Below are 13,410 nucleotides of genomic sequence, written 5' to 3'. Positions count from 1 at the left end.
GCCTACCTCTGCCGCCGCTCCGCCGCTCAGGCGAAGGGGCTGTCGAAATCCTTGAACCGCGGCAGCACCAGGTCCTTGTCGGACAGCACCGCCGCCGCAGCCTCGACGCCCCAGTCGATGGCGAGGTCGGGGTCGTTCCAGATGATCCCGCGCTCGCTGTCCCGGTCGTAGAGGGCGTCCACCTTATAGGCGACGCGGGTGCCCGGTGCGAGTGTGACGAAGCCGTGGGCAAACCCCTGCGGGATGAACAGCTGCTCGCCGACCTCTGCCGTCAGCCTCGCGCCCACCCACCGTCCGTAGCTCGCCGAGCCCCTGCGCACGTCCACGGCGACGTCGAAGATCGCGCCGTCCAGCACCCGCACGAGCTTCGCCTGGGCGAAGGGCGGCGCCTGGAGGTGCAGGCCGCGGATGGTGCCGGCCGCCTCGGACAGGCTCTCATTGTCCTGCACGAAATCGGCGCTTATGCCGCCGGCGGCATAGCGCGGCTTCACATAGGTCTCGCAGAAATAGCCGCGCGCGTCGCCGAAGCGGCGCGGGGTCGCAAGGATCACCTCGGGCAGGGCGAGGGGCGTGAAGGTGGTCATGGTGCGGGGTGGGCCTGCGACATGGGGAATGCGTGAAGCTGCGCGCTTCTAGTGCGGGTTTCCGGCCGAGGGAAGGGCGAGGGCGCCCCGGTGCTCAGGCGGCGTCGGTCTCCACCGGCTTGCCGCTGGAGGCCCATTCGCTCCAGGAGCCGTCATAGAGCGCGAGCGGACGCTTGCCGATGCGCTCCAGCGCCAGCCAGAGGATGGCGGCCGAGACGCCCGAGCCGCAGGTGGGGATCACCGGACGCGACAAATCGAGGCCGGTCTGCGCGACCGCCGCGCGGATGGTGTCGGCGTCGGCAAGCCGGCCGTCCGCCACCACCGCCGAGTGCGGCAGGTTGAAGGCGCCCGGCATGTGGCCGGAGGGCAGGCCGGCGCGCGGCTCGGGGGCGGTGCCGGCGAAGCGCTCCTTGGACCGGGCATCGAGCAGCTGCGCGCCGCCGGAGGAAAGGGCGCGCTCCACCTGGGCCATGTCGGCCACGACGGTCCGGTCCAGGCGGGCGGTGAAGTGGGAGGGGAGGCGGCCGGCAGGGCCGCTCTCGGTCTCGCGCTCCTCCGCCAGCCACTTGGGCAGGCCGCCGTCCAGCAGCATCACCTCGGAGGCGCCGAAGGCCTTGAACGTCCACCACACGCGCGGCGCCGAGAACAGGCCGAGCGCGTCATAGACGACGATGCGCAGGCCGTCGCCGATGCCGAGCGCGCTCACCTCGCGGGCGAAGGTGGTGGGGTCCGGCAGCATATGCGGCAGGCTGCTGGAATGGTCGGAAATGCCGTCGAGATCGAAGAACACCGCGCCGGGAATGTGCCGCTCCAGGAACTCCGCGCGGCCGTCGCGCCCGGCGGGCGGAAGGTGCCAGGAGGCGTCCACCACCACGAGGTCGGGCGCGCCGAGATTGGCGGCGAGCCATTCGGTGGAGACGAACGGGCTGGGATCGGCAGGCATCCTGAGGTGCTCCTGTTCTTGTTCTGGGGGCCTCAGACGAGCACGTTCGGCACCTTGGCCTCGCGCTCGAGCCACCCGGGGACAGGCAGGTTCTTGCCACGAAGGAAGTCGGGATTGAAGAGCTTCGACTGATAGCGCGTGCCGTAGTCGCAGAGGATGGTGACGATGGTGTGCCCCGGCCCCATCTCCTTCGCCAGGCGGATGGCGCCGGCGACGTTCACCCCCGAGGAGCCGCCGAGGCACAGGCCCTCGTGCTCCAGGAGGTCGAACACGATGGGCAGCGCCTCCTCGTCCGGGATCTGGAAGGCGGTGTCGATGGGCGCGCCTTCGAGGTTGGCGGTGATGCGGCCCTGGCCGATGCCCTCGGTGATGGAGGAGCCCTCCGCGTGCAACTCGCCGGTGGTGTAGTAGGAATAGAGCGCCGCCCCCATGGGATCGGCGCAGGCGGTGCGGATGTTCGGATTGCGCTCCTTCAGCGCGATGGCGATGCCGGCCAGCGTGCCGCCGGTGCCGACCGCGCAGGTGAAGCCGTCCACCTTGCCGGCGGTGTCGGCCCAGATCTCCGGACCGGTGGTGTCGATGTGCGCCTGCCGGTTCGCCACATTGTCGAACTGGTTGGCCCAGATGGCGCCGTTGGGCTCGCTCTGCGCCAGCGCCTCGGCGAGGCGGCCGGAGACCTTCACGTAGTTGTTGGGATTGGAGTAGGGCACGGCCGGCACCTCCACCAGCGTCGCGCCGGCGAGGCGCAGCATGTCCTTCTTTTCCTGCGACTGAGTCTCCGGGATCACGATGACGGTGCGGAAGCCGAGCGGGGCGGCCACCAGCGCGAGGCCGATGCCGGTGTTGCCGGCGGTGCCCTCGACAATCACCCCGCCGGGTTGGAGCGCCTTGCGCGCGATGGCGTCCTGGATGATGCCGAGCGCGGCGCGGTCCTTCACCGACTGGCCGGGATTGAGGAATTCGGCCTTGCCGAGGATCTCGCAGCCGGTCGCCTCGGAAGCGCGCTTCAGGCGGATCAGGGGGGTGTGGCCGATGGAATCGAGGAGCCCTTCGCGAATGGTCATGATGAAGCCTTCAATCAAATTTCCAACGTAAATTAGCGAACGGTCCACATTCCATCAACTGAATACGGCGATAATTACGATCACACTATTTTATTGTGGATTTAAGCGCGAGCAGCGCGCGTTCCCGTGCCGCGGCATGGTCGACGACCGGCTTGGGATAGGTCACGCCGAGCCGGATGCCGGCGGCGGCGAGGGTGCCGGCGTCGGCGGTCCAGGGCTTGTGGATCAGAGTGTCGGGCAGCTTCGCCAGTTCCGGCACGAAGGCGCGGACATAGGTGCCCGCGGGATCGAACTTCTCTCCCTGGGCCACGGGGTTGAAGATGCGAAAATAGGGCGCGGCGTCGAGCCCGCTGCCGGCCACCCACTGCCAGTTGGTGGGGTTGTTGGCCGGGTCTGCATCCACCAGCGTGTCCCAGAACCATGCCTCGCCGGTCCGCCAGTCCATGAGCAGGTGCTTGGACAGGAACGAGGCGACCACCATCCGCACGCGGTTGTGCATCCAGCCGGTCTGCCAGAGCTGGCGCAGGCCGGCATCGACCAGCGGGTAGCCGGTGCGCCCGCGCTGCCACGCCTTCAGCTCCCCCGGCGCCTCGCGCCAGGGAAAAAGATCGAACGAATCCTGGATGTTGCGACGGGCGATGTCGCCGACCTCGGCGAGCAGGTGGTGGGAGAATTCGCGCCAATAGAGCTCGGCCTCGAACTTGTCCGCGTCGGCCTGCGGCGCCGCTCCCTCCGCAGCCGCATGGCGCACGGCGGCGAGCAGCTGGCGCGGCGAGATTTCTCCGAACCGCAGATGCGGCGAAAGGCGGGAGACGTGGCCGAGGTCCGGCCGGTCGCGTCCATTCGCATAGCCGGCAAGCCCCTGCTCCAGGAAGTCTTCGAGCCGTGCCCGAGCTGCGTGTTCGCCCGGCGTCCAGGCGGCGCGCAGCCCGCCCGCCCAGTCGGGCCGGCGCGGCTCCAGCTCCCAGCTGTCCAGGTCCTCGCTGGCGACACCCGAGGCAAGGCCGGTCAGGCGGCGCGGCGCGCCGAGGGGCGCGCCGACCTGAAGCTTCAGGGCGGCGCGGTGGAAGGCCGAGAAGGTGCGCGGCATGCGGCCCGCGCTCGTCGTCACGGAGCCGGGCGGGTGGAGCAGGTGTGCGCCGTCCCGCGCGACCTCCCGCTCCTCGCCTTTCAGCTGCTCGGCCACCTTGCGGTCGATCTTCGCCTCGGCGGCGCCGGGGCGGTCGTTGAAGGCCACGAGGCCGGCGCCGATCTGCGATGCCACCTCGCCGACCACCCGCGCCGCCGGACCGCGCCGCAGGATGAGCGGCACGCCGTGCCGGGCAAGGTCCGCCCGGAGCGCGCGCAGCGAGCCGGCGAGCCACCAGCGCGCCGCCCCGCCCAGCGGGCGGATGCCGGGACTGTCCTCGTCCAGCACGTAGAGCGCGGCGACCGGCCGTCCGCCGTCGGCGGCGCGGCTGAGGGCGGGGTTGTCGGCGAGGCGCAGGTCGTCACGCAGCCAGACCAGGGCGGGGGAGTGGGACGGCATGACGCATGTCCTTACGCACCCGTGGCCCGGTCGGTTCACGGGGCTCGTCGCCCGCCCTCGCCCCAGACCGTCCTCGGTCTGCCGCAGCGCACAAGATTGACACGCCACAACAAAGAGATAGCGCGTTCACCGACGGCTGTGAACCGGCCCGGCCCTGCCGGATGCGGGGAGCGCGGCACGATCTCGCCCGGGCCCATCCCTGGTGGGCGAGGCTCTTCCTCTTCCCCTCGTGGGAAGGGGCAGGGGAGGGGGCGCGACCTGTGCCGTTTTCGCCGTCATGCGCCTTTCGCCGTCATGCACCTGCTTGACCGGAGCGCCCATCCTCTCCGACGGCGATGCAGCGTGGGCCATGGGCCCTCCGGTCAGGCCGGAGGACGACAGTGCGAACAGGGGCGGCGGCGGCGCGCGGCTACCGCTTATTGCGCGGCCTCGGCCTCGGTCAGGTTGTCGAGCCCCTGGATGATGTGGTGGGCGAGCGCGTCGGCGATGGGCGAGGGCTCGTGCCGGCTGCGCAGCAGGCCGATCTCGCACGGCGGCAGCGAGGGATAGCCGTCGCCGGTGCCGAGCACCCGCATGCCGGGCCGCAGCGCCGATTCCGGGAATACCGACACCGCGAGGCCTGCCAACACGGCGGCCGAGACCGCGCCGCTGTTGGGGCTGGTGTAGAGCACGCGGTGGCTGCGCCCGGCGCCCGACAGGCGCGAGACGGCGAGCGCGCGCCACTCGCAGGTGGGCCGCCCCAGCGCCAGGGGAACCGGCGTCTCCAGGTGCACCGCATGGCGCGCCGAGGACACCCACATCAGCCGCTCGCGGCGGATCACCTGGGCGTTGCGGGCGCTGGTCTCGGTGTTGGTGATGATGGCGATGTCGATGGCGCCGGCGGCGACGCGCGGCGCCAGATCGCTGGTGGGCTCGCAGATGACCGTCAGCTCCACCGAGGGGTGGGTGCGCGAGAAGCGGGCCATGATGTCCGGCAGGTAGCGGTCGGCATAATCGTCGGGCACGCCGAGACAGACGCGGCCCGAGAGGGCGGTGTCGGTGAAGCTGGAGACCGCCTCCAGGTTCAGCTTCACGATGCGCCGGGCGTAGTCGAGCAGGCGTTCGCCGTCCTCGGTCAGGCGCGAGGCGCGCCCGTCGCGGGTGAAGATGGGCCGGCCGACCCGCTCCTCCAGCCGCTTCATCTGCATCGAGACCGCGGACTGAGTCTTGTGAACCACCTCCGCCGCCCGCGTGAAGCTGCCCGTTTCCGCGATGGCGACGAAGGTCCGCAGCTGGTCGGGATCGAGGAGGATGCTCATGATTTTCTCCCGGTCGTTTTTTAGGCGCCCGCGCCGGCGCCTTGGCGCGCCAAGGCCTGACCCGGCCGCTCCCGGCGGTCACGTCAACTCATCATTATCAATGATAAGTGAGATGAAAAACATTCGCTAGCTTGATTCATTGCTGCAGGGCACAAAGGCGCCAGATCAGCGTGGGCGCGAGATCGGGTGGCTCGGGGGCCACGGACAGCCGAGAAATTAAGGGCGGGCGCCGACACGCGGTGATGGAGATGAAGATGAGTATCCATGGTGAAATCCGCAGCTCTGCCGTCGCCCCGGTGGGCGAACTCATGGCCGTCCTCGTGCTCGCCGTCGCGCGCACGCTGGGCGCCGGCCTGAAGGCTGCGGCCGGCGTGGGCCGCGCGATGGAGCGCCGCCGCACCCTCAACGAACTCGCCGGGCTCGACGATCACATGCTCTCGGACATCGGGCTGACACGCTCCGACCTGCGCGACGCGACCGCAAGCCCGATGCTGTCCGATCCCACCCTCGCCCTGGCCGTGCGCGTCAACGAGCGCCGGACCGCGAGCCGGCTCGCGCGCGCCGTCCGCCCGTCCTGAGGGACGGCCAGCGCCTTATCCGAACCGGCGGGCACGCCCCTCGGCACCGCCGCGCCTGGCCCGCGCCGTCCGCAACCGGCGCGGGCCGCCTTTGTTTCCTGGCGCGCCGCGTTCGGCCCGAGGGGACGCCGGATTTCCAGTCCTGAAGCAGGTTGCGGCGGCGCGCGATGATCGGCCGCGCGATCCCTGCCTGCGGGGCAGGCCGCCGATTTGCGGAGAAGCGAGCGCCGGCGCCGTTCTGCACGCGCGCGGGCGCTGGCGACGGTGCTATTTGTCGGTGCCGCCCGGCTCCTTGGGTCTGCCGCCCGCCGCATCCTCTGCGGGCTGCGTCGGCGACATGATATCGAACCAGTAGTCCGGAAAGGTATAGCGCGGACGGTCGTCGTCGGTGCCGGGCAGGCGGGGCGGGAACCCCTGGGCGAACATCTGCGCGAAGAAATCCTGGAACGGCAGGGGGCTCGATGTGCCGGTCCCGGCCGCCGGCTTGGCGCCGCGCGCCGGGGCGGCGGGAGTGCCGGCGCCGGTCGCCGCCTGCCCGGCCTGTCCCATCTGTCCCACTTGCGCCATGGTGTTCGCCATCGCGTTCACCACCTCCTGCCAGGCCGCGCCGGCGCTGCGGGCGGACGTGGCCGATGCAGCCGCGGGGGCGTAGTGCATCATGGAGCGGGCGAAGGCATCGGCCCACGGATTGCCGGTGGAGGGCGCGCGGGCCTCCGGCGCCGAGAAGGCGAGGAAGGCGTCGATCCACGGATTGCCGGTGCGCGGCGGCGCCGCGCGCGGCGGCGGCTCGGCGCCCGGCATGCGGCTCAGCATGGCCGCGAGCATCTGCTGCAGCGCGCCCGAGGCCGCGAGCGAGCGCGAAAGCCCCCCCACCATCAGCGCGGCGTAGGCGGGCATCATCTGGCGCACCAGCGCCACGCCAAGACCGGTCGAGGCCGCCACCTGGTTGGCCACCGCGCGGCTCATCTCGCCCGGCCCGAACACCGCGTCGAGCGCCTGCTGTCCGGCGCGGGACAGCTCGGACGGGGCGGCCGGCTGGGCGTAGAGCGCGCCGTAGGGGCCGTTGGCCATCAGCGACATGAGCAAGCCCATGGCCTCCGGCGACTGGGTGGCATGGCGGAAGCCTTGGGCGAAGGCCGGGATCATCGCCTCGGCGGCCGCCTGCGTCTGCTGCAGCGACAGCCCGTAGGCCCGCGCGAGCGCCTCCATGCCCTTGCCGCCCTGGGCCGAACTCAACATGCGAAGAAACTCGTCCATGGCGGCCTCCGTCGGAGCGGGTTCTTCTCGAAGGCCGGTCCGCCCCGGTGCCTTCGCTCCGACCCATCTCGGAGCGCCGGGCGGCGCCCCGGCGCGGGCGGATTCGATCCGCCACCGCAACCTTACGCCATGCTTCTGCCGAAATCACGAATGGATCGCGGCGGGTGGCCGAACCCAGCCAACACCCGCCGAGTCCCGTCAAGTCCCGCCCGGCGCTGCTCAAGTCCCGCTCAGGTCCGGCTGGAATTGCCCCCGAGTCCCGGCAGGACGTCCCGGCAGGACATCCCTGGCAGGTCCCTCGTTGGCGCCGGGGCGCCCGGGCCGGCCGCCTCAGCCCGAGAACTCGGTCTCGTGGGTGAGGATGTCCTGCGCCTCCGGGTTGATGGGCCGGGCCTTCTTCTCCGGCGCGGTGAGGGGCTCGGGCTCCACCTTGCGCTTGGTCCACAGGTCGTCGGCGGCGAAGATGCCTTCCTCCAGCTGGCGCTCCAGGCGACGGCGGTCGCGCACGCGCACGTCGGCGATGCGGGCCGCCGCCGAATCGGCGGCGAAGCCGAGCGCCTCCAGCGTGCGGCCGCCGAAGGCCAGCGCCGATTCGAGCGTCTCGCGGATCTCGTAGTCGACCCCCTTGCGCAGGAGGTCCATGGAATGGACCCGGTCGTAGGCGCGCACATAGAGCCGCGCGTTGGGGATCGATGAGCGCACGATGTCGACGATGCGGTTGGCGACCTCCTTGTCGTCGACGCAGACGCAGATCACCTCCACCTGCTCCGCCCCGGCCGCGCGCAGCACGTCGAGCCGGGTGCCGTCGCCGTAATAGATATGGACGCCGAACCGGCCGGCCGACTGGATCATCTCCACGTCGTTGTCGATGATGGTGACGCTCACGCCCTCCGCCAGCAGGCACTGGGCGACGATCTGCCCGAAGCGGCCGAAGCCGATCACCAGCACCGAGCCGTCCGCCTCGGTGAAGTCGTCGGGCGCGGGCTCGGGCGGCGCGGTGCGGCGGGCGATCTTGGGGGCGAGGCGCCCCACCAGCGCGAACAGCAGCGGCCCGACGATCATGGTGAGCGCGGCGAGCGCGATCAGCAGGTCCGCCTGCGGGCCCTTGAGGATGCCGGTGGCGAGCCCGAGCGGGAACAGCACGAAGGCGAACTCTCCCGCCGGCGTCAGCGCCACCGCGGCGAGCAGCGATTCGGCCGGGGCGATGTTGTCGTGGCGGAACACGCTGAAGACCACCGCGCTCTTGATGCCGACCACCGCGAGGGTGGCGATCATCAGCGCCGGGATGTGCTCGCCCACCACGGCGAGGTTCAGCGACATGCCGACGCTCATGAAGAACAGCGCCAGCAGCAGGCCGCGGAAGCCATCGAGATTGGCCTCGATCTCGTGCCGGAAGGTGCTTTCCGAGAGCAGCAGGCCGGCGAGGAACGCGCCGAGCGCCATGGACATGCCGGCGAGCTGCATCAGGCCGGCCGCGCCCAGCACCACCAGCAGCGCCGCCGCCGTCATGGCCTCGCGGGCGCCGGAGCGGGCCAGCACGCGGAAGATCGGGTTGAGCAGGTAGCGGCCGGAGACCACGATCACGCCGATCGCCGCCGCCGCGCCCAGCGCCTTGAGCACCGTGGCGGTGGGGTCCGCCGCCGTCTCCACCGGCCCCGACGCCAGCAGCGGCACCAGCGCTAGCAGCGGCACCACCGCCATGTCCTGGAACAGGAGGATGGAGAAGGTGCGCTGCCCGTAAGGGGCGGCGAGGTCGCCGCGCTCGCCCAGGAGCTGGAGCGCGATGGCGGTGCCGGAGATGGCGAGCGCGGCGCCGCTCACCAGCGCGGCGGCGAAGCCGAAGCCGAGCCCGAACACCGCGAGCAGCGCGAACAGCGTCGTGGTGACGAGAAGCTGCGCCGCTCCGAGGCCGAAGATGTAGCGGCTCATGGAGAGGACATGGGACGGCTTCAGCTCGATGCCGATCAGGAACAGCAGCATCACCACGCCGAGCTCGGCGACGGTGGAGACCACGGTCGGATTGGCGACGTTGAAGCCCACGGGGCCGATGGCGATGCCCACCAGCAGGTAGCCGACCACGGGGGAGAAGCCCAGGCGCCGCGCCACCGGCACCGCGATCACCGCGGCGCAGAGAAAGGCCAGCGCCGCGATGAACAGCTCGTGGTCTTCCCCATGCATGCCCGCTATCCCTTCGCGCGTCGCGTCGGCCCCCGCCGACCTTTTTGGTCAGCAAGCATGTCCAAACCATGCCCGTCATGCGGCCAAGCCGAGGCTTGCGGCGCGATCGCGAAACTCACCGCCGCAGGGGCCGGGGTTTCCGGCGCGTGGCGGCGCTGGCGTGGGCCTCGGCGCGGCGCGGGCGCGTCAGGGCGCGGTCACTTCAGCTCGTCGAAGCCGCTGGCGAATCCGTTCAGCGACAGCGGCACGCCGATGCCCTCCTCGGGGGTCTGGAAGATGATGAAGATGGCCTGCTTGCCGGTCCTGAGGCGATTGACGAGCGCATCGTCCATCACCACCTCGGCGACGCAGCCGTTGGGCAGGCAGCGCACGAAGCCGGCGCGCCCCACGTCCTGGTCGTCGATCTTGAGGCCGAGGCCCGCCGGCAGCAGCACGCCGAGCGGCGCCAGCACGCGCAGCAGGCGGCTCTTCTGGTCGGCGGTGCGCAGCACGATCACGGTCAGGCCGACATTGGGCCGGTCGTCGGCGAACACCGACTGGAGCAGCACGCACTGCTCGCCCTGCGCCCCGGGCGGCGTGTCGCAGCGAATCTGCCAGTCGCCGTGCACCGATTTCACCACGCCCTGCGCCGCCGCGGGCCGCTGGCCGGCCAGAAGCACGGCGGCGGCGAGCAGGAGCAGCGCTCCGACCATTCTCCCGCGCCGCGCCGTGGCGGCACGGCCCGAAACGAAGCGTGGGCAGGCAGGGGAGGTCAGGACCATCGTGTGCTCCGGCAGGGACCCGGCGGCAGCCGGATGGTTCTGCCTTATCTGAATTTCGTGAACCAATGACTTATTGCCCTAGCCTTCCTGTCAACAATGGGGCGGCGCGGGCGGCAGGCGCCAATAGCATGGGTCCGCCGGGTGGCGCTCGCATACCGCAGGTCCTGCGCGGTATTTTGTCTCTTGTCTGGTATTTAGATAGGCCAGCGGCCCTGCGTCAGACGGCCTCATGGCCGGTCTTAAACATCGCCGATTCAATCAGTTAACCGATGGCGGCGGCGAGAGGAAACGCAGGTGCCGCGGGCGCTTGGGCGTTTTGCCCAATTGGGCCTGATCCGGGCGATTGCAAGGCGCGACCAATTGTGTTTGATGAATTCTAGGGAGAGTGGCTGCCGTCATTCGGCGCGCTCTTGCAGTGGCAAAAAGACCGGAAAAACTCGGCGCGCTTCCGCCGACCAAGGAGAGTTCCAGACCATGATGTCGCTCGTCCGCGCCGCTGGACTTTTCGTCGGCAGCCTTCTTTCGGCGGTCTTCGCGTCCGGCGCGGCCAACGCCCAGATGGGCCAGCCGGCCGACTGGCAGATCAACCTCCAGAGCGCGGCCACGCCCGTGATGGAGAAGATCCACGATTTCAACTACCTCCTGCTCGCCATCATCACCGCGATCGTGCTGTTCGTGCTGGTGCTGCTGGTGGTGGTGATCCTGCGCTACAACGAGCGCTCCAACCCGGTGCCCTCCAAGACCAGCCACAACACGCTGATCGAGGTGGCCTGGACCGTGATCCCGGTGATGATCCTGGTGGTGATCGCCGTGCCGTCCTTCCGGCTGCTGCACCTGGAGCTCAACGTGCCCCAGGCCGACCTCACCGTGAAGGTCACCGGCCACCAGTGGTACTGGTCCTACGAGTATCCGGACAACGGCGGCTTCGGCTTCGATTCGTACATGGTGCCCACCAAGGACCTGAAGCCCGGCCAGCCGCGCCTGCTCGCCGTCGACAACGAGGTGGTGGTGCCGGTGAACAAGAACATCCGCGTCCAGGTGACGGCCGCGGACGTGATCCACTCGTTCGCCGTGCCGTCCTTCGGCATCAAGATCGACGCTCTGCCGGGGCGCCTGAACGAGACCTGGTTCCGCGCCACCCGCGAGGGCGTCTATTACGGCCAGTGCTCGGAGCTGTGCGGCCGCGACCACGCCTTCATGCCGATCGCGGTGCGCGTCGTGAGCGAGAAGGATTTCGAGGCCTGGATCGCCCAGGCCAAGGCCAAGTTCGCCTCCGCCCCCGAGGGCCGGAGCCTGCTCACCTTCGCCTCGGCGCAGTGAGCGGGGCGGCAGTGAGCGGGGCGCAGTGAGCGCGGCGCCGGTGGGACCGCTCCCCGCCGGCTCGGAATGAGGAACCGCCGGACGTTTCAGCCCGGACCTGAGAAAAACGCATGCCGGGTCGGCTCCGCCAGGGCCGCGCCGGGCAACCGAGGATCAAGCGTATGGCGAGCCACGGCACCGGGACCGAAGCGATTTCCCACAACGCTCACGACGATGCGCACGACGATCACATCCCCACGGGGTGGAGGCGCTGGGTCTTCTCCACCAACCACAAGGACATCGGCGTGATGTACCTGCTCTTCGCCATCGTGGCGGGGATCGTGGGCGGCGCGCTCTCCATCGGCATCCGCATGGAGCTGCAGGAGCCGGGGATGCAGATCTTCTCAGATCCTGCGACCTTCAACGTCTTCACCACCGGCCACGGCCTCATCATGATCTTCTTCATGGTGATGCCGGCGCTCATCGGCGGCTACGGCAACTATTTCGCCCCGCTGATGATCGGCGCGCCGGACACCGCCTTCCCGCGCATCAACAACATCGCCTTCTGGCTGCTGCCGCCGGCCTTCATCCTGGCCCTGTCCTCCCTGTTCGTGGAAGGCGCGCCCGGCTCCAACGGCTTCGGCGGCGGCTGGACCATCTATCCCCCGCTGTCGTCCAAGATCGGCCATCCCGGCCCGGCCATGGACCTCCTGATCTTCTCGCTGCACATCGCCGGCGCGTCCTCGCTGCTCGGCGCCATCAACCTCATCACCACCATCTTCAACATGCGCGCCCCGGGCATGACGCTGCACAAGATGCCGCTGTTCGCCTGGTCCCAGCTCATCACCGGCTTCCTGCTGCTGCTGTCGCTGCCGGTGCTGGCGGGCGCCATCACCATGCTGCTCACCGACCGCAACTTCGGCACCACCTTCTTCGACCCGGCCGGCGGCGGCGACCCGATCCTGTTCCAGCACCTGTTCTGGTTCTTCGGCCATCCCGAGGTGTACATCCTGATCCTGCCCGGCTTCGGGCTGATCTCCCACATCGTCTCCACCTTCTCGCGCAAGCCCGTGTTCGGCTATCTCGGCATGGCCTACGCGATGGTCGCCATCGGCGTGGTGGGCTTCGTGGTGTGGGCGCACCACATGTACACGGTGGGCCTGTCCACGGGCACGCAGTCCTACTTCGTGGCCGCGACCATGATCATCGCCGTGCCCACGGGCGTGAAGATCTTCTCGTGGATCGCCACCATGTGGGGCGGCTCGATCCAGTTCCGCACCCCCATGCTGTGGGCGATCGGCTTCATCTTCCTGTTCACGGTCGGCGGCGTCACCGGCGTGGTGCTGTCGAACGCCGGCATCGACCGCTCGCTGCACGACACCTACTACGTGGTGGCGCACTTCCACTACGTGCTGTCGCTGGGCGCCGTGTTCGCCATCTTCGCCGGCTGGTACTACTGGTTCCCGAAGATGTTCGGCTACATGATCCCCGAGTTCTGGGGCAAGCTGCACTTCTGGGTCACCTTCGTCGGCGTGAACCTGGTGTTCTTCCCGCAGCACTTCCTGGGCCTCGCCGGCATGCCGCGCCGCTATGCGGACTATCCGGACGCCTACGCCCACTGGAACTTCATCTCCTCCATCGGCTCGTACATCTCGGGCGTGGCGGTGCTGATCTTCCTCACCGGCACCGCGATCGCCCTGATCCGCAAGGAGAAGGCCGCCGCGAACCCGTGGGGCGAGGGCGCGACGACGCTGGAATGGACGCTGCCGTCGCCGCCGCCCTACCACCAGTTCGAGGTGCTGCCGCGCATCAAGTGAGCGGCGGCGCCCGCCGCCGGGCAGGCGGCGGGATCGCGGGAGCCAAGCGCTCCCCGGGAAGGGCGCCGGGCCACCGGCGCCTTTCGGGTCCGCGGAAGCGGGT

General features: G+C 69.9%; 11 protein-coding genes. 3 read left to right on the top strand and 8 right to left on the bottom strand.

Annotated features, from left to right (window positions below):
* Positions 1-26 precede the first annotated feature (26 nt).
* The 5 genes from rfbC to V5F67_RS16515 all read right to left on the bottom strand — a co-directional run bounded on the left by rfbC (position 27) and on the right by V5F67_RS16515 (position 5,417).
* Positions 27-584 (bottom strand): dTDP-4-dehydrorhamnose 3,5-epimerase, encoded by a 558-nt coding sequence (gene rfbC, locus V5F67_RS16535; protein ID WP_394016711.1) that lies wholly within the window; start codon positions 582-584, stop codon positions 27-29.
* A 94-nt stretch (positions 585-678) separates the two neighbouring features.
* The gene (sseA, locus tag V5F67_RS16530; RefSeq protein ID WP_394016712.1) at positions 679-1,527 is read right to left on the bottom strand and encodes a 3-mercaptopyruvate sulfurtransferase; all 849 of its coding nucleotides are present in this window, start codon (positions 1,525-1,527) and stop codon (positions 679-681) included.
* 32 nt (positions 1,528-1,559) lie between these two features.
* Positions 1,560-2,591, bottom strand: coding sequence for a cysteine synthase A (locus V5F67_RS16525; protein WP_394016713.1), 1,032 nt, complete (start codon positions 2,589-2,591; stop codon positions 1,560-1,562).
* 85 nt (positions 2,592-2,676) lie between these two features.
* Positions 2,677-4,119: a cryptochrome/photolyase family protein gene (locus V5F67_RS16520; RefSeq protein ID WP_394016714.1), complete on the bottom strand. Its 1,443-nt coding sequence runs from the start codon at positions 4,117-4,119 to the stop codon at positions 2,677-2,679.
* Between the two features lie 416 nt (positions 4,120-4,535).
* Complete coding sequence (locus V5F67_RS16515; RefSeq protein ID WP_394016715.1) at positions 4,536-5,417, bottom strand: LysR substrate-binding domain-containing protein; 882 nt, start codon at positions 5,415-5,417, stop codon at positions 4,536-4,538.
* 242 nt (positions 5,418-5,659) lie between these two features.
* On the opposite strand from V5F67_RS16515, the gene V5F67_RS16510 reads away from it, so the two are divergent.
* The gene (locus tag V5F67_RS16510; protein ID WP_394016716.1) at positions 5,660-5,995 is read left to right on the top strand and encodes a DUF1127 domain-containing protein; all 336 of its coding nucleotides are present in this window, start codon (positions 5,660-5,662) and stop codon (positions 5,993-5,995) included.
* 267 nt (positions 5,996-6,262) lie between these two features.
* On the opposite strand, the gene V5F67_RS16505 is transcribed toward V5F67_RS16510, so the two are convergent.
* From V5F67_RS16505 to V5F67_RS16495, 3 genes are all read right to left on the bottom strand, one after another.
* Complete coding sequence (locus V5F67_RS16505) at positions 6,263-7,252, bottom strand: DUF937 domain-containing protein (RefSeq protein ID WP_394016717.1); 990 nt, start codon at positions 7,250-7,252, stop codon at positions 6,263-6,265.
* 330 nt (positions 7,253-7,582) lie between these two features.
* Complete coding sequence (locus tag V5F67_RS16500) at positions 7,583-9,430, bottom strand: monovalent cation:proton antiporter-2 (CPA2) family protein (protein ID WP_394016718.1); 1,848 nt, start codon at positions 9,428-9,430, stop codon at positions 7,583-7,585.
* 197 nt (positions 9,431-9,627) lie between these two features.
* Positions 9,628-10,191, bottom strand: a complete 564-nt coding sequence (locus V5F67_RS16495) for an invasion associated locus B family protein (RefSeq protein ID WP_394016719.1) — start codon at positions 10,189-10,191, stop codon at positions 9,628-9,630.
* A 474-nt stretch (positions 10,192-10,665) separates the two neighbouring features.
* On the opposite strand from V5F67_RS16495, the gene coxB reads away from it, so the two are divergent.
* Positions 10,666-11,511, top strand: a complete 846-nt coding sequence (gene coxB / locus V5F67_RS16490) for a cytochrome c oxidase subunit II (RefSeq protein WP_394016720.1) — start codon at positions 10,666-10,668, stop codon at positions 11,509-11,511.
* Between the two features lie 161 nt (positions 11,512-11,672).
* A complete protein-coding gene (gene ctaD, locus V5F67_RS16485; RefSeq protein WP_394016721.1) occupies positions 11,673-13,307 on the top strand; it encodes a cytochrome c oxidase subunit I in 1,635 nt (544 codons plus the stop codon).
* The last annotated feature ends 103 nt before the right edge of the window (positions 13,308-13,410 follow it).

The sequence above is a fragment of the Xanthobacter pseudotagetidis genome (genome assembly GCF_043194795.2).
Classification (GTDB): domain Bacteria; phylum Pseudomonadota; class Alphaproteobacteria; order Rhizobiales; family Xanthobacteraceae; genus Xanthobacter; species Xanthobacter tagetidis_A.
Note: the sequence above shows the minus strand (reverse complement) of the source record. Positions and strands in the feature narration are given on the sequence as shown.

Coding starts and splice junctions, on each gene's coding strand:
- ctaD (WP_394016721.1), top strand. CDS start 11,673: ATGGCGAGCCACGGCACCGGGACCGAAGCGATTTCCCACAACGCTCAC.
- rfbC (WP_394016711.1), bottom strand. CDS start 584: ATGACCACCTTCACGCCCCTCGCCCTGCCCGAGGTGATCCTTGCGACC.
- V5F67_RS16495 (WP_394016719.1), bottom strand. CDS start 10,191: ATGGTCCTGACCTCCCCTGCCTGCCCACGCTTCGTTTCGGGCCGTGCC.
- V5F67_RS16520 (WP_394016714.1), bottom strand. CDS start 4,119: ATGCCGTCCCACTCCCCCGCCCTGGTCTGGCTGCGTGACGACCTGCGC.
- V5F67_RS16515 (WP_394016715.1), bottom strand. CDS start 5,417: ATGAGCATCCTCCTCGATCCCGACCAGCTGCGGACCTTCGTCGCCATC.
- V5F67_RS16505 (WP_394016717.1), bottom strand. CDS start 7,252: ATGGACGAGTTTCTTCGCATGTTGAGTTCGGCCCAGGGCGGCAAGGGC.
- V5F67_RS16510 (WP_394016716.1), top strand. CDS start 5,660: ATGGAGATGAAGATGAGTATCCATGGTGAAATCCGCAGCTCTGCCGTC.
- coxB (WP_394016720.1), top strand. CDS start 10,666: ATGATGTCGCTCGTCCGCGCCGCTGGACTTTTCGTCGGCAGCCTTCTT.
- sseA (WP_394016712.1), bottom strand. CDS start 1,527: ATGCCTGCCGATCCCAGCCCGTTCGTCTCCACCGAATGGCTCGCCGCC.
- V5F67_RS16500 (WP_394016718.1), bottom strand. CDS start 9,430: ATGCATGGGGAAGACCACGAGCTGTTCATCGCGGCGCTGGCCTTTCTC.
- V5F67_RS16525 (WP_394016713.1), bottom strand. CDS start 2,591: ATGACCATTCGCGAAGGGCTCCTCGATTCCATCGGCCACACCCCCCTG.